At 47.1% G+C, this 22,073-nt stretch carries 22 protein-coding genes; 9 read left to right on the top strand and 13 right to left on the bottom strand.

All coding sequences use genetic code 11. The annotated features are described in order from the left end of the window. Positions 1–116: 116 nt before the first annotated feature. The 3 genes from J0L70_RS15495 to psbB form a co-directional block, all read right to left on the bottom strand. Positions 117–686 carry a GNAT family N-acetyltransferase gene (locus J0L70_RS15495; protein WP_017286592.1) on the bottom strand — a complete coding sequence of 190 codons (570 nt, stop codon included), beginning with the start codon at positions 684–686 and terminating at the stop codon, positions 117–119. Positions 687–808: 122 nt separating this feature from the next. Next, positions 809–904, bottom strand: coding sequence for a photosystem II reaction center protein T (locus tag J0L70_RS15490; protein ID WP_017286593.1), 96 nt, complete (start codon positions 902–904; stop codon positions 809–811). 63 nt (positions 905–967) lie between these two features. Further along, positions 968–2,497: a photosystem II chlorophyll-binding protein CP47 gene (gene psbB / locus J0L70_RS15485; RefSeq protein ID WP_017286594.1), complete on the bottom strand. Its 1,530-nt coding sequence runs from the start codon at positions 2,495–2,497 to the stop codon at positions 968–970. A 347-nt stretch (positions 2,498–2,844) separates the two neighbouring features. Here psbB and J0L70_RS15480 point away from each other — a divergent pair, with 347 nt between their 5' ends. Then, positions 2,845–3,231: a 2Fe-2S iron-sulfur cluster-binding protein gene (locus tag J0L70_RS15480; RefSeq protein ID WP_353736640.1), complete on the top strand. Its 387-nt coding sequence runs from the start codon at positions 2,845–2,847 to the stop codon at positions 3,229–3,231. 52 nt (positions 3,232–3,283) lie between these two features. Then, the gene (psbM, locus tag J0L70_RS15475) at positions 3,284–3,397 is read left to right on the top strand and encodes a photosystem II reaction center protein PsbM (protein WP_017286596.1); all 114 of its coding nucleotides are present in this window, start codon (positions 3,284–3,286) and stop codon (positions 3,395–3,397) included. Positions 3,398–3,458: 61 nt separating this feature from the next. On the opposite strand, the gene J0L70_RS15470 is transcribed toward psbM, so the two are convergent. Next, a complete protein-coding gene (locus J0L70_RS15470; RefSeq protein ID WP_017286597.1) occupies positions 3,459–3,899 on the bottom strand; it encodes a hypothetical protein in 441 nt (146 codons plus the stop codon). Positions 3,900–4,111: 212 nt separating this feature from the next. Between J0L70_RS15470 and J0L70_RS15465 the strand changes: the two genes are divergently transcribed. The 4 genes from J0L70_RS15465 (at position 4,112) to J0L70_RS15450 (ending at position 7,809) form a co-directional block, all read left to right on the top strand. Further along, the gene (locus J0L70_RS15465) at positions 4,112–4,939 is read left to right on the top strand and encodes a photosystem II manganese-stabilizing polypeptide (protein ID WP_017286598.1); all 828 of its coding nucleotides are present in this window, start codon (positions 4,112–4,114) and stop codon (positions 4,937–4,939) included. Positions 4,940–5,310: 371 nt separating this feature from the next. Continuing rightward, a complete protein-coding gene (locus J0L70_RS15460; RefSeq protein WP_017286599.1) occupies positions 5,311–6,084 on the top strand; it encodes an RNA polymerase sigma factor SigF in 774 nt (257 codons plus the stop codon). A gap of 58 nt (positions 6,085–6,142) precedes the next feature. Then, on the top strand, positions 6,143–7,078 hold the full coding sequence (locus J0L70_RS15455) for a hypothetical protein (protein WP_287455197.1): 936 nt from the start codon (positions 6,143–6,145) through the stop codon (positions 7,076–7,078). 98 nt (positions 7,079–7,176) lie between these two features. Continuing rightward, positions 7,177–7,809 carry a DUF6391 domain-containing protein gene (locus J0L70_RS15450; RefSeq protein WP_287455196.1) on the top strand — a complete coding sequence of 211 codons (633 nt, stop codon included), beginning with the start codon at positions 7,177–7,179 and terminating at the stop codon, positions 7,807–7,809. On the opposite strand, the gene J0L70_RS15445 is transcribed toward J0L70_RS15450, so the two are convergent. After that, the gene (locus J0L70_RS15445; RefSeq protein ID WP_017286602.1) at positions 7,806–8,705 is read right to left on the bottom strand and encodes a 4-hydroxybenzoate solanesyltransferase; all 900 of its coding nucleotides are present in this window, start codon (positions 8,703–8,705) and stop codon (positions 7,806–7,808) included. The two genes, J0L70_RS15450 and J0L70_RS15445, sit on opposite strands and share 4 nt — an antisense overlap. Positions 8,706–8,897: 192 nt before the next feature. Between J0L70_RS15445 and J0L70_RS15440 the strand changes: the two genes are divergently transcribed. After that, positions 8,898–10,541, top strand: coding sequence for a Ppx/GppA phosphatase family protein (locus J0L70_RS15440; protein ID WP_268183684.1), 1,644 nt, complete (start codon positions 8,898–8,900; stop codon positions 10,539–10,541). A gap of 143 nt (positions 10,542–10,684) precedes the next feature. On the opposite strand, the gene J0L70_RS15435 is transcribed toward J0L70_RS15440, so the two are convergent. The 7 genes from J0L70_RS15435 to J0L70_RS15405 form a co-directional block, all read right to left on the bottom strand. Further along, positions 10,685–11,338, bottom strand: coding sequence for a PIG-L deacetylase family protein (locus tag J0L70_RS15435; protein ID WP_017286604.1), 654 nt, complete (start codon positions 11,336–11,338; stop codon positions 10,685–10,687). Positions 11,339–11,361: 23 nt separating this feature from the next. Then, positions 11,362–12,150, bottom strand: a complete 789-nt coding sequence (locus J0L70_RS15430) for a glucose-1-phosphate cytidylyltransferase (RefSeq protein WP_017286605.1) — start codon at positions 12,148–12,150, stop codon at positions 11,362–11,364. 26 nt (positions 12,151–12,176) lie between these two features. Further along, positions 12,177–13,493 (bottom strand): DUF4910 domain-containing protein, encoded by a 1,317-nt coding sequence (locus J0L70_RS15425; RefSeq protein ID WP_287455195.1) that lies wholly within the window; start codon positions 13,491–13,493, stop codon positions 12,177–12,179. 5 nt (positions 13,494–13,498) lie between these two features. After that, on the bottom strand, positions 13,499–14,431 hold the full coding sequence (locus J0L70_RS15420; RefSeq protein ID WP_017286607.1) for a phytanoyl-CoA dioxygenase family protein: 933 nt from the start codon (positions 14,429–14,431) through the stop codon (positions 13,499–13,501). A gap of 77 nt (positions 14,432–14,508) precedes the next feature. Continuing rightward, entirely contained in the window at positions 14,509–15,846 is a 1,338-nt protein-coding gene (locus J0L70_RS15415) for a UDP-glucose dehydrogenase family protein (protein WP_268183694.1), read from the bottom strand. After that, positions 15,846–16,979 (bottom strand): NAD-dependent epimerase/dehydratase family protein, encoded by a 1,134-nt coding sequence (locus tag J0L70_RS15410; protein ID WP_051077844.1) that lies wholly within the window; start codon positions 16,977–16,979, stop codon positions 15,846–15,848. Before J0L70_RS15410 ends, J0L70_RS15415 begins: the two co-directional genes overlap by 1 nt. Positions 16,980–17,110: 131 nt before the next feature. After that, positions 17,111–18,343: a class I SAM-dependent methyltransferase gene (locus J0L70_RS15405; RefSeq protein WP_190653573.1), complete on the bottom strand. Its 1,233-nt coding sequence runs from the start codon at positions 18,341–18,343 to the stop codon at positions 17,111–17,113. Positions 18,344–18,886: 543 nt separating this feature from the next. Here J0L70_RS15405 and J0L70_RS15400 point away from each other — a divergent pair. Beyond that, the gene (locus J0L70_RS15400; protein WP_268183697.1) at positions 18,887–19,702 is read left to right on the top strand and encodes a VanZ family protein; all 816 of its coding nucleotides are present in this window, start codon (positions 18,887–18,889) and stop codon (positions 19,700–19,702) included. Here J0L70_RS15400 and J0L70_RS15395 read toward each other — a convergent pair. Beyond that, positions 19,649–20,608: an inositol monophosphatase family protein gene (locus J0L70_RS15395; RefSeq protein ID WP_287455194.1), complete on the bottom strand. Its 960-nt coding sequence runs from the start codon at positions 20,606–20,608 to the stop codon at positions 19,649–19,651. The genes J0L70_RS15400 and J0L70_RS15395 overlap by 54 nt on opposite strands. A gap of 524 nt (positions 20,609–21,132) precedes the next feature. On the opposite strand from J0L70_RS15395, the gene J0L70_RS15390 reads away from it, so the two are divergent. Next, complete coding sequence (locus tag J0L70_RS15390; protein ID WP_287455193.1) at positions 21,133–22,071, top strand: alpha/beta fold hydrolase; 939 nt, start codon at positions 21,133–21,135, stop codon at positions 22,069–22,071. Positions 22,072–22,073: the final 2 nt, after the last annotated feature.

Genomic DNA, 22,073 nt, shown 5'->3' with positions numbered 1-22,073 from the left:
CCTCAGGGCATGAACAGAAGCTAATTCAACACAGGCACCCTTGGCGGGTTCTAAACCTCAAGGAGCAGCGAATTGTACACAGCATGGGACGCTAACAGCAAGTTGGGAAATTCAGATTAAGCCTCTCTTGCATGTGTCGATCGCATTTCCTTACGCAACAGCATCCGTCTTGGCTTTCCTAAAAACCAATCCCAACTCAACTGAATTTCCTCCAATCGATACCCCAACTTGAAATACAATGCTTTCGCCGCCTGATTCGTCTCTAGAACGTGCAGATAAATCTGGCGATAGCCCCAACTTTCTACATAAGGCTCACACGCCAATAACAGCTGTTCTGCAATGCCCTGCCGCCGGAATTCTTCTCTCACCGCCAAATTTGACAAATAAATATACTGGCTCGTTTTCGGCTGCCAAGGATTGGCACTGCGTATCCCCACTTCCACCGTTCCCACAATTAATTCATCCCGATGCGTCGTATCGATCGCGACGAGACACGCATAGTTTGAGGTCATTGAGCGCGCTCGACTCCGCAAATCCTCATAAATTCCGACTCGAATAATCGCACCCAACCAGGGCAAAAACGGCGGATACAGCGGAAAACTATCCACCAAAATTCCCGCAATTTCGTTCAAATCCTGCGGCTGAACAGCCCGAATTCGATAGCGAGTCGGACTAGAATAATCCATTTGACGCGAAGAAACGCTCACAAGCTCAGATAACCCAACCTTCACATCCTAAATCACCCTGCCCAAAATCAGCGCAAAAAAGAACCCGTCTTGAGTCAAGACGGGTTCTTTCACAGAAGGATTTACTTACCAATTCTCGGAGGTTCGCGGAATGCGATCGCAAAAAACAAAACTCCGATCGCCAAAGCCAAAATCAAAATATACGCTGCACTTTCCATGATGGTGTCCCAACAAAAGAATCGAACCGGGCCTAAGCAACCTGCCTAGACCCGTTAAACCATTTAGACAGGTTCCCGAAGCGTGGTCTTATCACCCACTTTCGCAAACCGTCCCCATTCGACTTGTTCTTCCGACAAATCTGGGTCAACCCCAGCAAACACATCCCGGAAAATCGTCCGAGATCCGTGCCAGATATGACCAAAGAAGAACAACAATGCAAAGACCGCATGACCAAACGTGAACCATCCACGCGGGCTAGTCCGGAATACACCATCCGAATTCAATGTTTCACGATCGAATTCAAACGGTTCACCCAACTGAGCCGCACGCGCAAAGCGTTTGACCTGCGCTGGATCGGTGATCACCTGACCATCCAACTTTCCACCGTAAATGCTTGCCGTTACACCTGCTTGTTCAAAGCTGTACTTCGACTCAGCCTTACGGAACGGAATGTCAGCGCGGATCACGCCATCTGCATCTTGAAGCACAACTGGGAAGTTCTCAAAGAAGTTCGGCAAGCGACGCACAAACAACTCACGACCTTCGCTGTCCTTGAACACCGGATGTCCGAGCCAAGTTTGAGCAATCCCGTCACCCTTGTTCATTTGACCTGTACGGAACAAACCACCTTTCGCGGGGCTGTTACCGACATAGTCATAGAACGCCAATTTCTCAGGAATTTGGTTATACGCTTCTGATAAGCTCGCGCCATCCGCTACTGCACCCTGAACTCGACGATCGATTTCCTGGCGGAAGTAGCCGCTATCCCACTGATAACGAGTCGGACCAAACAACTCGATCGGAGTCGTCGCATTGCCGTACCACATCGTTCCTGCAACCACGAAAGCCGCAAAGAACACAGCCGCGATACTGCTCGACAACACCGTTTCGATGTTCCCCATTCTCAAAGCGCGATATAAACGCTCTGGCGGACGGACACTGAGATGGAACAAGCCTGCAATAATGCCGACAATTCCCGCCGCAATGTGGTGTGCGACGACCCCACCTGGATTAAACGGATTAAATCCAGACGGTCCCCATTCAGGCGCAACAGGCTGAATATGCCCTGTCACCCCATACGCGTCCGATACCCACATTCCTGGACCAAACAATCCAGTCAAGTGGAACGCGCCAAAGCCAAAACAAAGTAATCCCGACAAGAACAAATGAATCCCGAACATTTTCGGCAAATCGAGTGCAGGCTCACCTGTACGCGGATCGCGGAAAAGTTCCAAATCCCAATAAACCCAATGCCAGCAAGCTGCTAAGAACAGCAAACCTGATAAAACGATGTGGGCAGCTGCAACGCCCTCAAACGACCAGAAGCCTGGATCGGTGACGGTTTCACCCGTAATGCTCCATCCGCCCCAAGAAGAAGTCACGCCGAGTCTTGCCATAAACGGCAGCACGAACATGCCTTGTCTCCACATAGGATTCAAAACTGGATCGCTAGGGTCAAAAATCGCAAGCTCATAAAGCGCCATTGATCCCGCCCAACCTGCAACCAGTGCGGTATGCATCAGGTGAGTCGCAATCAACCGCCCCGGATCGTTCACCAGGACTGTGTGTACGCGGTACCAGGGTAGTCCCATTGACTACTCTCCTCCTCTAAATTACGTCTACTGCAACGCTTCTTTCAGCCTTTTGTTAAAGTGCCTAATATGGGTAACTTTACCAGATAAGGCATCCTGTCCCCCCGCCGTTTCTGATGATCCAGCCATTCCTTAGAACGTTGAATCGGCAGTATGACAAGGAATTCATAAAAAATGAAAGTGTATAAAGAAGTGTAACCAGTGTTAGAAACGATTGCAAGCGAATATGAAATCGCCTGAAATTCCGACGACTCGCCCGTTTCACTTCTTAATCATTCTTAACTTTTGGCGCGATTTGAGTTACAAATAGAGTGGATACTAACCCTTATCTCTTTAAGAGGAAGACTATGCAACCCGCCGATACTGACCTCCAAGCGATTTCTGACGTCCAACCTGAAGAAGGGATGAGCGCTGAACCGCCGAAACCTGCGTTTCAGTCTGCCAGCATCAAATTCATCAAAGAAGACAAAGAAGTCGTTGCGGCTCAAGGGGCAAATTTGCGGATTAAAGCGATCGAGAATCAAGTGGATCTCTACACGCTCGGTGGCAAACTTATGAATTGCGGGGGGTATGGACAGTGCGGAACTTGCATCATCGAAGTGGTTGAAGGAATGGAGAATCTCTCGCCTCGAACCGCCTTTGAGGAGCGTAAACTCAAGAAAAAACCAGCTTCCTATCGTCTTGCCTGTCAGGCTTTAGTCAACGGGGCAGTCAGCGTAAAGACGAAACCCTAATGAGTGGTATCCTGAAAAGTGTTGATGCCGAGTTTAGAAGGGATCGGGCTTTATGCAAGTTAATGAATTAGGATTTATTGCGTCGATTTTGTTTGTGCTTGTGCCGAGCGTGTTTTTGCTGATTCTCTATATCCAGACCGCTAGCCGTCAACCAAAAGACGAGTAACAAAACTTTACAATTTCACTCAGAAAAGCGCTAGGAGTTTCATTTCTAGCGCTTTTTACTTTTATTCAGGCGAATCTAAGCTAGATTCAGCCAGCAAATTATTCAGAAATTCCTGTAGCCGCATTCGATGGATATAGGGCCACCCGCCACTGGCTTCAATATCTTTCAGCAACGCGTAAAGCGCCTGTCGATTACTGGGCAAAGACTCTTGGAAGAATCCCTCACGAATTTCACGATGGAGGGCTTCTAAAACTCTCAGCAATGCCAGCAACGCGATTCCATCTCCCCGCGAGTTTTTTGCAATCGTCCGAATCTCTTGGGCAATTTGATCGAGATCGCGCGATAGCGCCTCCGAATTCGAGGCATATTCTCTAAACATCACATCATCATCATTCATGCAATTCGTTCCTAGCGTAGGGGCGCAATCTAATACGGTACTGCTTTTCGAGCATTTCGTTCGTTCTTCGTAAGCAGCCGAATCGCGCCGAATCGACTTTTCCACACATGCGATCGCGGGCGATTCTTAAAAAGTTTACGAATATCTGTAAAATGCTATGAGAGGTTCGATCAGAGCCACTCCAGAATTTATTAGAAACTCCATGAGATCTGACAGCAGTTTAGAGCGCCCTTCTAAGAATCACTCTCCGAGATTGACTTCTTTGAACTCCCGCCCGAACGCACTGGCAGAAATTTGACATTACTTTGAGGTTGACCATGAGGTATCGCGCTTTTATTGTGACACTGTTGGCGTTCTGCCTGAGTGTTTTGACCGCTTGTAGTGAAGCTCCCGCTGCCAGTACGGAAGGCTTAACCTACGAGCAAATCCGTAACACGGGCTTGGCAAATAACTGCCCCCAAATCGAAGCCACCTCTCGTGGCTCTATCCCGATTGAGAGCGGCAAAACCTACTCAATCACTGGATTGTGTCTGCAACCCACATCTTATTTCGTCAAAGAAGAAACGGCGAGCAAGCGTCGCGAAGCTGAGTTTGTCCCGGCGAAGTTGATGACTCGCTATACTTCCTCGATCGATGCAGTTTCAGGAACCCTAAAATCGAACTCTGATGGTAGCTTGACCTTCACCGAAGAAGATGGTCTGGACTTCCAAGCGATTACCGTTCAGCTTCCTGGGGGCGAACGCGTGCCGTTCTTGTTCACGATTAAAGGTCTAGTTGCAACCACCGATCCGGGTTCTTCGAGCATCAACACGTCAACCGACTTTACCGGCGAATTCCGTGTGCCCTCCTACCGGACATCCAACTTCCTTGATCCGAAAGGTCGGGGTCTGACCACAGGCTATGACAACGCAGTTGCACTTCCTGCTTCGGCTGACTCTGAAGAATTGAGAAAGGAAAACGTCAAGCGTTTCCAGTTGGATAAAGGCACTATCTCGCTGCAAGTTGCAAAAATCGACAGTGCATCGGGCGAAATTGCAGGAACCTTTGAAAGCGATCAACCCTCAGAAACCGATATGGGATCGCGTGAAGCAAGCGAGGTAAAAATCCGTGGATTGTTCTACGCACGAGTTGCACCTGCAGCGTAATTACCGATAATCAGATCCACAACTTAGTGCGATCTCAACTCAAAATATTCAATTTTATGGGGCAGATAGCCCCATTTTTATTATTTATTTTTTGATAAAAACAAGTTTTAATCTTAATCAGAAATTCGTTAAAAATTCGTTAAAAAAGTGACCAAGATCACGGTAGACAGACGTTCCGTGGAAATGCAGTTGTAACAAATTCGCTGGAAGAAATAAGTTTTATGTGTCATGAAAAGTGAGCAAGAAACGCGGTTTCATTATTTGTTCACTTTCTCTAAATGTCTTTCCGGTGTGATTCCTACCCTCACAGTTTGAATCAGCAAAACGGTTTGATTTCTTCTTGAGCTTTTGCGCCAACCACTGAATTCGTCATGCCTAATCTTGTGTCTACCGACCTCAAAAGTGAAACCTTAGAACTGCTTCATCAATATCAAACGACTGCAACTGCTGCTATTCGTAATCAATTGGTTGAATTGAATATTGGACTGGTGAGAAAAGAGGCTCACCACTGGATGAATCAGTGTACTGAGAGTTACGACGATTTGCTCCAAGTTGGGTGTATTGGGCTGATTCGAGCGATCGAGCGGTTTGATATGTCGAAAGGTCATGCATTTAGCTCATTTGCAATTCCCTACATTCGAGGAGAAATCCAACACTACTTACGGGACAAAAGCCCTTCAGTCCGAATTCCGCGCCGTTGGCAAGCGCTACAACGTCAAGCCACTCACGTGATCCGTGACTTTCAAGCAAAAGAGCGGCGGCAACCCACCGATATTGAGATCGCTGCGATATTGGATATCTCGATCGAGGAATGGCAGGAAATTCGGCTCTCGGTGCAAAATCGCGCGCTGCTCAGTTTAGATGCTCCTGTCGGCGACGAAGAAGGCACAGCATTTTTAGGCGATCTCGTTCCTGATTCACGGTATCGGAGTTTTCAACTGGCTCAAGAAGATCAAATTCGGCTGCAGCAGGCACTCGTCCAATTAGAACAGCGCACTCGTGAAGTGTTGGAATTTGTTTTTCTATATGACCTGACTCAGAAAGAGACAGCTGAGCGACTAGGAATCAGCGCTGTGACGGTTTCACGCCAAGTGAAAAAAGGGCTTCAGAAACTGCAAAGCATCATGGTTTGCAGCGAAGCTTAATCCCAGCTTCTCTAAAAATTCGCTCAAAAATTAGCAGCGAGTAAAAAACCCATCGGATTTGGGCACACTTGCACTAACTGAATCGTTCTCTGCTGCGGGTCAATTTCAAGCTTGTACTGCGAACGGTGATCCAGGCGAATTTTTAAGTCGAATTTTTGGAGTGGTCATGAGCAAGCGGTTTACACAGCAAATCACAGCACGAATCCCGAAAGGGACGCTGGTACTTTGCGCGAGCGCATTAACAGTCTGGATAGGCGGATGTACGGTGGGTGAAGAGCCAACTGTTACGAGCGCCAGTCCTTCTCCAGCGGCATCGCCTTCGACCCCAACCCAGGCTTTTGCAAAACCCACTGTTCCAGAGAAGGATAAAGACAAGAAAGACGCAGCGACAGGTAAAGCAGGCAAGGTCGCAGGGCTGCTGCAATCAACTGACCCAGCAGAACGGGCGAGACAAGTTCAACGCGGCATCAATACCAAAGGCAAAGATCCATTTTCTAGCATTCCGCCGATCGTCTCGTTCAAAGTTCCCATTAAACTGCCTGAAACTGCGAATCAACCTGCTGTCAGCCCGAATGTTGGAGATCGCTCGATTGCGAAACAACCTGCTGTTGCATCCCGTCCAAATCCGAAGGTCGTGGCTGCAAAATCGCCAGAGCAATCCCCCATTAAAGCACTACCACCTCTGCCAGATCCGACTCTTGCGAAATCGGTGCAAGTAACAGGTGTGATTGTTGTTGCAGGTGTGCCTCAAGCCATTATTCAGGCTCCCAATGAGGCGACAAGCCGTTATGTTCAAGCAGGGCAACGCATTGCAGGTGGACAGGTCTTAGTCAAGCGAATTGAAATGAATGGGGGGTCTGATCCGCTCGTAATTTTGGAGCAAAATGGCGTAGAAGTGGCGCGTGGAGTCGGCAGTCCTGTAGTCGCACCAAATTCGCCAAGCGTTCCACCTGCACCCGCAGCAGCGGTTCCACTTTCAAATCTTTTCAGCTAAAAGTCGCAACGATTTGCAACAGCCACCCTGCAACTTCAGCAAACAAACGCTAGAGTTGAGACACTAACTTCTCTAGGATTGTCTGAAGTTGCTTTGTTATGACTGCAAATGCTTCTGAGTTCGATGAGTTTTTGAATTTTTTCCTTCCAACTCCTCAAGTGGCTCAAGACACTGAGTTGCTTAGGAAAATTGGATTTCTTCCAGGACTGAAAGAAATGCTGACAGTGCGCCAAGTTCATGCCCTAGAGCATGCCACTGTTTGGATTTTGAGCGGATTACCCGATCGGCGTAGCTCACCCCAAACTGATTGGGAAGACAATAGCAGTTTAGGCGGATTATCGACCGAGCAGGGATTTTATCTCTACGGACAGGCGAACACAGTTGATGTCAGACGGGCTGTAAATCAAGCGTTGTCCCGAATTACGCATGGAGAATGGAATCTCGCAGTGCATCCACGTTGTGGAACGAATCTTTCAGTCGGGATGTTGTTAACGGCTGCGATCGCGTTTGGGTTCCATTTGGTGTTGCCTCGCACGCCGATCGAGCAATTGTTAGGATTCGGAGTGGCTGCAACGACTGCTGCACAACTGACCCCAGAGTTAGGACGCATCGTCCAGCAGTACATTACAACCGCAGTACCCTTTAACTTGAGGGTTCGAGAAGTTTCGAGCGTGCAGGACAGTTGGGGTCGTCCGGCTCACTTCGTTCGAGTTGAATGGATTGATGTCTAGATTCCAGCAATCATGCCGCCTAAGAGAATAAAGCCGATCCAAACGTTCTGCTTGAAACTGAAAGCGTAAAACGAATGGGGGATTGTCGGTTGGGTGAGTTGATAAGATTGCCATGCCCAGGTGATCGCGCTGCACCCTAATGCGCTCCAGTACCAGACATTTAATCCCATTACTACACCGAGTTTCGCAAGAATTAATGCGGTTCCGACGTAGAAGGCAGCGATTGCATAAGGCGCGTATCGACCGAAGAATAAGGCACTTGATTTCACACCGATTCGTTTGTCGTCTTCGCGATCGGACATGGCATACACTGTGTCAAATCCCAACGTCCAGAGAATTGTTGCGCCCCAGAGCAACCACATCGGTTGAGTCAGACACACTAAATTTGATGTATCACGGCAACTGACCGCACTCCAACTAATCAGAACTGCAAACCCCCACGCGATCGATAACACTAACTGCGGGACTGGAAAAACTCGCTTCGCGGCTGGATACAGCAAAATGACCGGGACTGCGGCAACACACAGCCAGAATGTGAGTGGATTCAGAAAAACTGTTAATCCGGCAGCACACAAGAGTGAAATTAGCCCAACGCCAATTCCAACCTTGACAGAAAGTGCTCTTGAAGCCAAAGGACGATCGCGAGTCCGTTCGACATGCGGATCAATATTGCGATCCCAGAGATCATTTGCAACGCAACCTGCTGCACTGGTCGCTAAAGTTCCTAGAATAATAATGCCGACTAATAATGCTGGTGGTTTGCCTTGTGCAGCCAAGACCACAGCCCACAGAGCCGGAATCATTAAAATGAGTCGTCCTTCAGGCTTGTGCCAGCGTAGAAGTCGCGCAATTACGCGCCAAGTCGGTTCTGGAGATTGATTCGGCTGAGTCCACATAGAAAATTGGTCAATCGCAGGTCTATAAAAGAACTTAGCGCGGTTTTTGTGTAAAGATCCGCTGAATTGCTCAAGATTTGAGGTAAAACCTTAGTTTAGAAGTAGTTCGATCGCTTTTGTTCACGTCAGACGTTTGGTGTTCTCGCTCTTGCCTCTAATAGCCCTTTATTCGATCGCAGTACGTCTAGTCTCATGGTTAACTCCATCCCGAAACCCCAGAATAATCCGGTGACGCTTCCCATCATTCCTCCTGATCAAGACCGCATCCTCGCCGCAATCGATGTCGGAACGAATTCGATTCATATGGTGATTGCCCGCATTCAACCTCATTTACCTGCGTTTACGATTGTTGGACGAGAGAAAGCGACCGTGCGATTGGGAGATTTTTGTAAGAAAACGGGGGAATTGTCAGAAGAGGCAATGGATCGCGCAATGGCAGCCCTCCGACGATGTCAGGATGTCGCCAAAAGTGTGAACGCCGAACATGTGATTGCGGTCGCAACAAGTGCTGTCCGCGAAGCCCCGAATGGACAAGCATTTCTGCAACGAATTGAGAATGAGCTTGGACTTTGGGTCAATTTAATTTCAGGAGCGGAAGAGGCGAGGCGGATTTATCTCGGTGTGCTGTCGGGGATGAGCTTTGATAATCAGCCGCATGTGATTGTAGATATTGGGGGCGGTTCAACTGAGCTAATTTTGGGAGATGGGCATGAGCCTCGCACCCTTAGTAGTACCAAGGTGGGCGCGGTTCGACTGACGGCTGAACATATCAAAACCGATCCAATTAGTTCAACTGAATTTTATGCGCTACAGGCTTATATTCGGGGCATGTTGGAACGATCGATTGAGGATCTCCAAGCCCATGTCAAACCTGGAGAACGTCTGCGTATGGTTGGAACGTCAGGCACGATCGAAACTTTAGTCGCACTCAATGCACGCGAGAAATTTGGCACAGTTCCAACTCCGTTGAATGGCTGCGAAATGTCCGTAAAAGATTTGCGCGACTGGGTGAATCGGTTACGGAAAATGAGTCTTTCAGAGCGTTTAGTCATTCCCGGATTAAATGAGCGGCGAGCAGAAATTATTTTGCCTGGAGCGATGATTCTGCTGGAAGTGATGATGCAATTGAAGGCGGAATCGATCGTCATCTGTGAGCGATCGCTGCGAGAAGGCGTGATTGTGGATTGGATGGTGGCACATGGGCTGATTGAAGATCGGCTACGCTATCAGAAATCGGTTCGCGAACGAAGTGTCTTCAAAACAGCACAGAAGTATCAGGTGAATCTAGCGCACAGCCAACGAGTTGCAGAATTTGCCCTAAGTTTATTTGATCAAACTCAGGGCAAACTGCATACTTGGGGCGAGGAAGAGCGAATTTTACTTTGGGCGGCTGCGATTCTACACAACTGCGGGCACCATGTTGGACATTCTTCGCATCACAAGCATTCTTACTATCTGATCCGACATGCCGAATTGTTAGGGTTTACGGAAATGGAGATTGAAACGATCGCGAATCTTGCTCGCTATCATCGTAAAAATGCACCTAAGAAACGTCATGAAACCTACCGAAATTTAACGAGCAAACACCATCGGCGAGTCGTTGAACAATTGCATTCATTGTTGCGTTTAGCAGTTGCCCTCGATCGCCGTCAAATCGGAGCCATTCAATCGATTGAATGTCGTTTTGATGCAGTTCAACGCAGTTTTCAGTTGCTTATCACCCCGACTCAAGCCGATGATCCTTGTTCGCTAGAATTGTGGAGTTTGGATTTCAAAAAAGGGGAGTTTGAGGCAGAATATCACGTCAAACTGACACCGATTTTGCAAGCAAATTAAGCGAATCAGTGAACAACGATATCTTCATAGTTATCAAATTGAGTCATCTTGCTTTTTTCAGTTTGATGAATACGATCGCAGAAAGCCGATAATCAATGACTATCAGGCTTTCTGCTTCATTTTAGATGCTCGCGAAAATGTGATCAAAACACTAACTTGCGACTGTAAAATGCCTCTGCAAACTTACTGGGCGCATTCGATTCAATGCCTCGGAGCCGCATGATGGCTTGGAACGTATCTTCAGTGAACCACTGACGTTTTTTCTGCGTTTCAAACACTTCCATCAGCGTTTGAATCTTGCGATTGCAAATTTCTTCGCTAACGGGAACGTAGAAATTTGGATTCCCAATATCCCCGTCATACTTGGGAATTTCGTATTCCAGAACGAAATGATTCCGATAGCTATTCCAAGTGAGATCGGAAATCACGCGGTGATCTTGGTGAGCATCATGCTTGTAGTGCGTCAGGATCAGATCGGGTGAAAATGCTTGGCTGAGTTCGTTAAAGTACTCCTTGATTTCAGTACCCACGAATGGAAAGAAACTGTTGCGGAAGTTTTTGACAACAATGTTCTCAACTTTCGCACCTGCTAAAAATCGATCTGCGCTCTCGAACGCTTCTTTCGATCGCACTTCGCTAGAGCTAAACACAACCCAGTAAAAGATTGCGTTCGGATACTCTTCGATTAGTTTCAAAATCGTGCCACCGCATCCGATTTCAATATCATCGCAGTGTGCGCCCAGACACAGAATCCGATATTCAGCGTCTTTTCCTCGATCGAACATCAACTTCAGCATTTTCACCTTCTCAGATTTGCAACTTAGAGCGTTTTGCGGGTCTTCCAAACTTCCCAGGGAGGATTCCCTTGAGAATACATATCATCCAAATTTTGCTTGTCTCTGAATGTATCCATACAAGTCCAGAAGCCATCATAGTTGTAAGCAACCAATTGCTCTTTCTCAATCAAGCGCTGGAATGGCTCAATCACTAGTTCCTCACCAGGCTGCATGTATTTAAAGATTTCGGTCTTGAGCGCAAAAAATCCACCATTGATGCGTAGATCCGCATTGTTCACATGTTCAATGCTCTTGACTAATCCATCTTCTTGAGTAGAGACAACGTGGAACGTCTGAGTCGGCTTCACAGAGAGGAAACTTGCAACTTTGTCATGTCGCATGAAGTGATCGATGAAGTCATCAAGCGGCAGGTTGCTAAGTCCATCGCTGTAGTTGGCTAAGAACATCTCTTCGCCTTCGAGATACTTTTCAACTGCTTTTAGGCGCTGTCCGATGTTAGAAGACAACCCAGTATCAACAAAGGTGATCCGCCAGTCGTGAATGTCACTCCCAATCATTTGAACTTGCTTGCCGCCTGCGGATAGCACGAAGTCATTGGAGAGGCATTCGTTGTAGTTCAAAAAGTACTCTTTGATATAGTCTGCTTTGTATCCCAGACAGAGAATGAAATCTTTGTGTCCATAGTGAGCATAGTATTTCATCAAATGCCACAAGATAGGACGATACCCGATGTTGACCATCGGTTTGGGAACTTTTTCCGAATAGTCTCTCAACCGAGTGCCTAGACCGCCACAAAACAAAACAACTTTCATGCAGATATCCCTCTTAATGAATTTTCTCAGTTAGCCGATTCCTTCAACAGATGAGTCTCGATCAACGCATCTGCGACTTGCTTAATCACGTCAAACTTAAATCCTGATCGCTCTGCAATGTCAAGCAATGAATGTTGTCCATCTGACAAATTCAATGTCCACAGTAATGCAAGCTCATTCAATCCAGTTCCAGAGGAACCTCCTATCGATCGATAGAGTCCCCGTTTACCGAGTTGAGGTTCACACTTCGGATTCTGGTTTACATAAATCTTATTGTGATCTAAGACTGACAGCACTCCTAAGCATTTCACAAAGGAGTCTGCGAGGCATTCAGACTGGATAAAGTCCAAGTTGTCTGCCGAGGTATGGTACTCCGGGAACTTACTATTGGGCGATCGCATAAAGCAACCCACAGGCAAATTAAACCCGGGTGAGCAAAACTGCCGCTCATCATAGCCATAGGGCAAGAAATCGATAATGTTGTGATCCTGCTCCGAATGGCTCAGAACATGGGTGACAGCTCGATCGACTTCTGCATTCCCCTGCCGACTTTTCTTGTAGGTTGACCTGCCTGGATCGCCTAGACAACTCAGGACTAAACCATGCTTAATGCGATGGACTTGATCTTCGTTTTGACTCAACCAAGTAATTGACCCAATCGTGGCTGGAATGAAGATGAAGCGGTAGGAATAGCGGCGAGCAACCTCACTCAAGGCTTTAGCAAGATACACCGCGATCGCAATTCCTGAAAGATTGTCATTTGCTAAAGATGGATGGCAAGCATGACAAGAGACTAAGACTTCATCTTCGACTTCTCCAGGTAAGTAGTACTCCCCATAGGTTAAGTTTCCAGCGTCTAACGTTGAGTCAATACAAACCTCATACTGATCCTCTGGTAGGTCGAGCAACTGCTGATGAGTTAAGCAGAACCCCCAGGTATCTTTGTAGTAAGACGTGCGATACGGAATCCAATCTGGATGCTCAGGCAAGCTAAATAGATGCGGTTTTAAGGCTTCCAGCGACATCGTTTCATGAACTGGAACACTGTAGTTCACAACATGCAGATTGTGCTGTTTAAAGTCAATGACGCGCTCCCCTTTAGAGTTTTTGACGTAAGCATCTCGGATATTCCATTCACGCGGCACTGTCCAATCAAACACTTGTGTTCCAGTGGGCACTTCATACCGCTTGAGTGGAATAAATTGCTCGATTTGACGCAACGTTTCTCGGAAGCCATCGCCCGTAATGCTACGACAGATGGGATATAACGTAGTCGCAAAGCGATGCAGATCTTCACCGATCGCTTGGGGATCAAGCACTGTTTTGAGGTCAGTAATATTCATTGGCTCTAATAGGCAGCGAGAGCAACAGGCGGTTGAAACACTAACTCGCCTTCAGGCGGAGGAGTATCTTCGTATAAGGCAACAACTTCTTCAGGCAGCTGAGCGAGATCTGTCGCTCGCATAAAGTCTCTGAGCGCAGTTCCAGTAGAAGCATTATCGATATTTGGTGCGCCTTGCTTGGCAATGAGATCATCGAGATGAACGGTTCTGAAATCGATACTAAAACGGGTGTGTCCAGAAGTATTTGGCACAGTTGAATGCATCTGTGCGCCAGAGAACAATAGAACTCCACCGACTTCGCACACTAGACGAACTTGTGGATCGATATCTACAAATTCTTCGGCACGAGGCTGAAAACGAGTGTCTTTCTTCACATGCTGAGCAGCATTCTTACGACCTGTATTGTTGTACTCGTAGTAGTTAAATCCACTAGAGCTATTTTTCACAGCCTGGTTCCAGTATTTTGGATGGAATGCCATTGAGCTTTCTGACTCAAATTCATAGACTGGTAGCCACCAATTGACTTGGCTTGGAGGCGCACAGTACCAGGTATCTCTGTGAGGATGAAAAGGATATCCGACTCCTGCTGTGAGATAGGCGTGACTCGTAATGATTTTTAAGCGAGGTACATCAAAATATGTTTTCTCTAAGTCATAGCCATACTCTTCCAGAATCTTCTGAATGAGCTGCTTTGACTTGGGATGATGGATAAAACTAGGCTTAAGTGACGCAGCGATCGCGACAAATTCTTCGACGCTTAACTGATGTTGTGCTTGAGTCGGATCGAGTGGAGCGAATGCCGCTGCAATCATTTGACGCGCATGTTCACAGAGTGCCAACATGCTAGGGCGAGGAGAGTAAAGAAATAGCTGACCATTGTAAAGGCGATCGCGTCTAACTTCGTCACTCACCGGGGAATCGAAATAAACGGTGTGCATAAGGGTTCCTTACTTCAATTGTAACCAGGGTCAATCCTTGATCGAGCGATTATCTTGATCAAGGATTGCTGTCTTGCTTAAAGTCCAATGCCTTCGTATCGTTGGATCGAATTCTTATCCAACATTCGGCGACCATCCACAAAGACGGGCTGTGGATCAAATTGAGCAATCAGTTCGGGAACGGCTTTGAACTCATCCCAACGAGTCACAAGCACGATCGCATCAACATTCTCAAGGACTTCTTTCAAGCTATTGCAAAGTTCAGCCTCTTCTGGGCGGATCAACTTTGCTGCTTCTGAATTTGCAACCGGATCATAAGCTTTGAGGGATGCATTCTGTGCTTTGAGTGCTTTGATCAAGGGAATTGCAGGCGTTTCGCGCATGTCATTCGTATTCGGTCTAAATGACAGACCAAGAATTGCAATCTTCACTCCATCGAGTGACGGAAAATGCTTGTTCAATCGGGCAATGACTTGCTGCGGTTGAGATTGATTGACTTGAATGACTGCATCTAACAAGGGCATCGGACTTTGATACTTCTCACCATGAGCGATCAAAGCTTTCACATCTTTGGGGAGACAGCTTCCACCAAATCCGCAGCCTGCGGCGAGGAAGCTAGTAATGGGCGGAACAACACGCTCGCCATTGGGCAGCACGGTTGTCAAGTAACGACTGTTATGGACGCCTTTCATGACTTCCACAATGTCGGTGTTGCCAATTGCAGAACACAGATTACCAACTTCATTCGAGAAAGAGATCAACAGCGCCAACAATGAGTTTGACGTGTATTTGATCATCTCTGCAGTGGAGTTGTTCGTTCTTAAGCGATCGACATTCTCAAATCCCGTATAGAGTGCGTCTAGCATATCGATGCTTTGTTCATCAATCCCGCCGAGCACAATCCGATCCGGGTACATAAAATCGTCGATCGCTTCACCTTCGGTGAGAAATTCCGGGTTCATTCCCACACCAAAGTCAACACCAGCTTTCTTACCTGAAGCGGCTTCGAGAATCGGGAGAACCACTTGATCAGTTGTTCCAGGCACAACAGTACTTTTGACAACGACTAAGTGATAAGTCGATTTATCCTTGAGTGCTTCTCCAATCTGCTGAGCGACTTGCTTCACGTAAGTCAGATCGACCTCTTTACCGTCAAATGGAGTTCCCACAGCAATGAGTGAAAGATCTGTGTCGAGAATCGCTTGGCGGAAATCAGTCGTGGCTTTGAGCCGAGTGTGAATGTTGCGCTCTAATAGTTCATTCAATCCAGGCTCATAGAAGGGAGAAACGCCCTGATTGATCTGGTCTACTTTTGATTGATCGACATCAACACAGAATACTTGATGTCCTTTCTCTGCAAAGCAAACGCCTGAAACTAAGCCAACATAACCTGTTCCAATAATTGAAACTTGCATTATGCATCCTCCGCTTCTTGATTGCCTTCGTACCAAATTAGCGATCGACGTAGTCCTTCTTCAATCCCGATCGTTGGATTGTAGCCGAGATGAGTTCTTGCTTTCTCAATGACAGGACAACGGCGAACCGGATTGTCAACCAGATAGTCCTTGTCTTCGCTCACTTTGCGAATCACTTGACCTTCGTATCCAAACAGTTCTTTCGAGAGCGCAACGACTCTTTCAGCGAGTTCTAGAACTGAGATTTCAGGGGTTTCGATTCCGATATTGTAAGCTTCGCCTGCGTGACCTTTGACGAGAACTTTGTAGTAACCCGTAATCGAATCCGCCGAATAACAAAAGGTACGCTTTGGTGAACCATCCGAAAGCATCGTGATATCTCGACCACTGAAGACATCGCGTGCAAAGTCGGGAAGTAAACGTCGATCGGTAATTTTCAAGCCAGGTCCGTAGTTGTTGAACGGACGGGCAGATTTAATCGGTAATCCGTACTGTTGAGCAAAGTTCACACACAGCGTTTCGCCATAGCGCTTCGCTTCGTCATAGCAGGCACGAGGTCCCGTACAGGAAACATTCCCCCGGTAGTCTTCAGGAGTTGGGATGTTCTCTGGAGTCGGATCGCCGTAAATCTCACTGCTCGAGAAGAATAGAAATCCGCCAACTTCTTTACCTTGATCCTTCTGATTTTTGAAGTATTCCAGCAGATTGCGAAGTCCGTTGACGTTGGCATCCATGGTGCCGATTGGATCTCGGCGGTAGAACGTGGGAGACGCAATCGAAGCTGCATGAATGATGTACTGGAAGTCGCCCATATCTGCGGGCAACGGTTGAGTCATATCATGCTTGAGTAAGGTCAAAGTTGGATCATCTTTGAGATCCGTTAGCCAAGTCGGAACGCCTCGTGAATAGTTATCGTAGACTGTGAGGCGAATTTGCTGGGCTGATTCTTGCTTCTGGTTCCAATGTAAAACGGCTTGGACAAAATAGTAACCTAAGAAGCCTGCACCACCGGTAATGAGTAGATTCTTGCCTGCCATCGTGCCAAACTCTTCAGTGAGGTTGCCACAGATATAGTCAAGGTCTTGAGCGATGATGTCTTTCGTACGGAGTCGGGTTTGGGTTGGGTTAGTCATTAGTTTCTCTTCGTTGAGGCTCGCGCCTACACTACTTCCACTCATAAATCGATTTGAACAACGGTAGAACTCAAAGCTCATCAAGAACACAAGACTGGCAAAACTCGCATCAAAACTCACACCCAAAAGTGCTAGGCGTAAATTTTGACTTCAGGAATAGGAACCACGAACTGACCGCCCCATTCACGAATGTAAGAGACTTGCTCCATCACTTCGTCTTTGACGTTCCAGGGAAGAATCAACAGATAATCGGGTTTTGTTTCTCGGATCTTGTCCGGAGAGTAGATGGGGATATGGGTTCCAGGCGTGTACTTACCTTGCTTATAAGGATTGCGATCGACCGTGTAGTCCAGAAAATCAGTCCGGATACCACAGTAGTTGAGCAAGGTGTTTCCTTTTCCAGGCGCACCATATCCTGCAATGGTCTTCCCTTTCTGCTTGGCAGTGATCAAGAATTCCAGTAATTTGCGCTTGGTTTCTTTGACTTGTTCTGTGAAATGAGAATAGGTTTCGAGTTTGTCGAATCCAGCGGTTTTCTCACGTTCTAACAGTTCAGTCACACGATCGCTAATCGGCTTCGATTCGTCGTCGGTGTGGCGCGCGTAAATCCGCAGCGATCCACCGTGAATTGGGATTTCTTGCACATCAAACAATGTCAGCCCGTGGAATGCAAAAATGCGATTTACCGCCATGAAGGACAAATACGAGAAATGCTCGTGGTAAATCGTGTCAAATTGATTCTCTTCCATCAGCCGCATCAGATGCGGAAACTCCATTGTGATGACGCCGTCTGGCTTCAGCATAATCTTCATGCCACCGACAAAATCATTAATGTCGGGAACATGTGCCAAGACATTGTTACCTAGAAGCAAATCAGCTTTGCCGTCGGCAGCAAGTTCGGTTGCAGTCTGCACACCGAAGAACTTGTTGACTACGGGAATGCCTTTGTCTTTTGCAACTTGCGAGACGTTGACTGCAGGTTCAACGCCTAATACGGGAATGCCTTTTTTGTGGAAATACTGCAACAGATATCCATCATTGCTGGCAATCTCAACCACTTTACTCTGAGCATTGAAGCCGAAGCGCTCAACCATTAGATCGCTATAATCGCTAGCATTCTTGAGCAGCGCATCAACATAGGACGAAAAATAAGCGTACTCAGTAAAGATGTCTTGGGGACTCACGAACTCCTGCAATTGCACTAGAAAGCAATTCTCACAAACATAAGTATGGAGTGGGTAAAACGGCTCCATCTCGTTTAATTGCTCAGGAGTGATATGGGTTTGGCACAGTGGCGACATTCCCAAATCGACGAACGTATGATGCAGTGGTGAACCGCAAAACCGACAACTCGAACTACTCATAAACTTTCTGCACCTCACGGCATCAGGACGCTAAAATCACAGTCCATTGAGCTTGACCTCGATCAGAACTTATGGACTCAAGCAGACGTTGCCCCTGGTTGACGTTGTAATTATCGTCTGAAGGTTGGCTGAGTCAAGTCTCTACCATCTCTGCATAATTTTCCAGTATTTCTACGTAATCTTTATCCAAACTTGGTCATCTTTACTTAAACAAAATAGAGGTGCAAAAAATTCCATTTGGGTGATTGAATAGGAAGTGAAATTGGGCAATCGTGCAAGGGTGCCTCAAATTTGAATCCATGTAGATTACTGACAATTCAGTAGAAAATTCACTCATTCTTGTGATTGAGATCATGTAAACCCTATGCTATGTCCGCACTGACATTGCAGTCTCAAAAAGTTTCGCTACAGTAGATGGACAAGATTGATTTGATCCTGAACGGAATACTGTCTGCCGAGCATGAAGAGAGTGAGAGCACTCGGTTTGCCGATTAGAAAAATCTCCAAATTCTATCAACAGTCACGCACGATCGCTTTGAGACTATGAGCAATTCTTCTTCCCATCGTTCGATTTTTATTACGCTAAGTAGTGTTTTACTCGTTTTGCTGGTAACGCTATTGCCGTTTAATTTCACAGCAGAAGGAGTGACATTCAGAAGCGCAATGCGCAGTTTTTTTCAGCATGCAAGTGGCTTCAGCGATATTGTCGGCAATGTTTTTCTATTTATGCCATTTGGGATTGATTTAGCTTACGAATTGCGTCAGCGAAGATTCAGACCGAAAGCAACATTTTTACTCGTTGTGATCTTGAGTACAGCGCTGTCTCTTCTGGTAGAAACGCTGCAAGTTTTTCTACCGTGGCGGGCATCGAGTTGGATTGATATTTGTACAAATACAGCTGGTGGCGCAATTGGAGCAGCGATTTATCTGGCTTGGCAGCACATGTTCCCCAACGGATCGCGTGCGATCGCAAAACAGATTCGTCACTGGCTCTCACCCAGAATGTTGATGGTTTTGTCCGTGCTCTGGTTCGTTGCGACGGCCGGACTGTTCCTTGTATTGGAGCAAACCGTCCAGATTGCCACGTGGGATTTCTCACTGGCATCGATGTTTATCTTCTACAGCACATTTTTCATCCCGCTCGGAATTTTACTGGCGATGATTACGAATGTTCTGAAACATGAGCCAAAGCTGTATTTGATGCTAGCGAGTGCCGGGATTGTTTTGCCTGCCATCATGATGGAGGTACTCCTGCGGGGCACAGACTTGAGAAAAACAAATTTGGTGATGAGTGCCACGATCTCTCTATTCACCCTGCTGGTTGTCCGGGGTCGTTTGGGACATCTGCTGCGCTATTGATGCCAGCACTGCTGCATGAATTTCACCTGAACTCGCAATGATGCCACGATTCTCAATCAGTTGGGCGGAGGCCGAAAAATTGAGGGGGTTGCCGTCCATGTCGGTGACCTGTCCCCCCGCTTCTTCGACGATGATGGCACCCGCTGCATGATCCCAAATGTTCTCTCGATAGTTCGGCTTTTCTTTCCAAGGTAGTCTCATGTAGAGTCCGGCGTGACTGGATGCGATCGCACCATATTTTGCCTGACTATCCATCTGAAGCGATGGAGTTGTGAATCCAATCGATCGAGCAATCCTGCGCTGTAACTCTGGGTCACCGTGGCTGGTTTCTACACTTTCAGCAAGACGAAAATTTGGCGCATCTAAAGCTGAGAGCGCGCGAGATGCGCCAGTTTCGAGTGAAATTCGGCGCGTACCCTGACCCCGAATTGCCACAAATAGGCAGCCCTCTTCAAACGCAGGACAGGACAGAACACCGACTTTGACTTCGCCGGATTCAATCAAGGCGATCGCAATCGCATACTGCTGATTTCTCAAAAAACCTTTCGTTCCATCGATCGGATCAAGTGTCCAAAATCGTTCTTCGACTTTGCCCTGTCCCAAATCGATCCAGTCCAAGATTTGCTCCGGAGTTGCATCAGGAATAAGCTTCTGAACGGCACTGAATTGGGTCGGAGATTGACGCAGAAGGGCAGAGGATTCTTCTGCCACGATCGCATCCTGCGGAAAATGTTCAGCGAGGAATCGGCAAATGATCGCCTGCGATCCAAAATCCGCGATCGTGACAGGAGACTGATCGAGCTTTTCTAAACTTGTCAACTGGATCGAGTGCTGCACGTGTTTGCACAGAATCGTTGCTTGTTTGGCGGCAGCGATCGCAATGTCTGCCTCGTAGATGTACTGCATTAGTTTTTTCTAATCCGTAGTGCTGATCGCTAAATTTCGGAGGTCAAATCGGAGATTATCAGAAAATTCATTAAACTCAGTCCTAATGCTCGACGATTTATCTGGATCAATACGAGATTAAGACGCGAAATTTTCGCCATCTGGTCAGACATCTGGTCAGAAAAGCCATGAAATTCTCCGTACAAACTAAGACGAATCCTCAAATGTAGTGAAGACTAGACGAAAGCCGTAGAATCTCCCAGAATCAGTGATCAGACGACTGTTAGAAAGATTAGAGGTTACGAGCGATCTGACAATTTACGAAGGCAAAATGCTTAGGTTTCTAAGTTGGTTGCACTTCTCTCATGATTGATGAGACACAGTAGACAGCAAATTCTCAACGAGTTTAGCGATAACTGTTGCCACGATCGCAGAAAGTTTCACTCAATTACTCCTATTCGATTCGGGTAGTCTACAAAATTTGATGTAGGCTGCCTTTTTTGTTGGACAATAGAGGACTGAGTTAGCGGCTGAGGCAGTTTTGCATGAGCGAATATCCCCCAACAGATACGATCGAGTGTCCTGAACTGCGAGAGCATCGCTGGAGTTGGAAAGGGAAGGCGCTAACGTTGGCATATGAGGTGGTGGGGGAAGGGCAGCCCATTTTGTTGCTTCCGGCATTAAGTTCGGTGTCGAGTCGAGCGGAGATGCGCGGCTTAGCGAGACAGTTGGCGGGAAATTATCAGGTTTATACGATCGACTGGATTGGATTTGGGGAGTCGTCGCGTCCGGCAGTTGCTTATACGCCTGCTTTATATGAGGCATGTTTGCGAAATTTTGTGCAGGCAATGTTTCCTGATCCAGTGGTTGTCATTGCCGCAGGTCATTCAGCAGGGTATGTGATGGAGTTAGCACAGCGGCAGCCGCCTTGGGAATGGGTGGTGTTGGTATGCCCAACTTGGCGAGGTCCATTGCCAACAGCGATGGGGGAACATCGTTGGGTATATCGGATTTTGCAAAAATTGGTAGGGCTGCCGTTGATTGGACAGTTTTTGTATTTTCTGAATACGACTCGTAAGTTCCTGAGAATGATGTATCAGCGGCATGTGTTTGCAGATCCGCAGAACATTACGCCGGAACTGATTGAGCAAAAGTGGAAGACGACACGGGCGAAGCGATCGAGATTTGCCTCAGCCGCATTTGTCACGGGAGGACTCGATCGCGCCAAGTCGCGTGAGGATTGGTTTAGCTGGTTTCAGCCCTTGCCTGTACCTGTGATGATGGTGATTGGGGAAAACATGCCTGCAAAATCTCGTCAAGAAGTGGAAGTCTTAGCACATTTTTCAGGCGTGCAAGTTTATCGAATGCCGGGATCACTTGGATTGCATGAAGAGTATCCAGAACAGTTGGCGGTGGGGATTTTAGGATTTTTGGAGAAGTATCGATCGAGAAGAAGAACCAGAAATCCTCAGATTGATTTTTAAAG

The organism is Leptolyngbya sp. UWPOB_LEPTO1, assembly GCF_017302695.1.
In the GTDB taxonomy this organism is placed as follows: Bacteria; Cyanobacteriota; Cyanobacteriia; order Leptolyngbyales; family Leptolyngbyaceae; genus Leptolyngbya; species Leptolyngbya boryana.
This window is presented reverse-complemented; position numbering and strand designations above follow the sequence as displayed.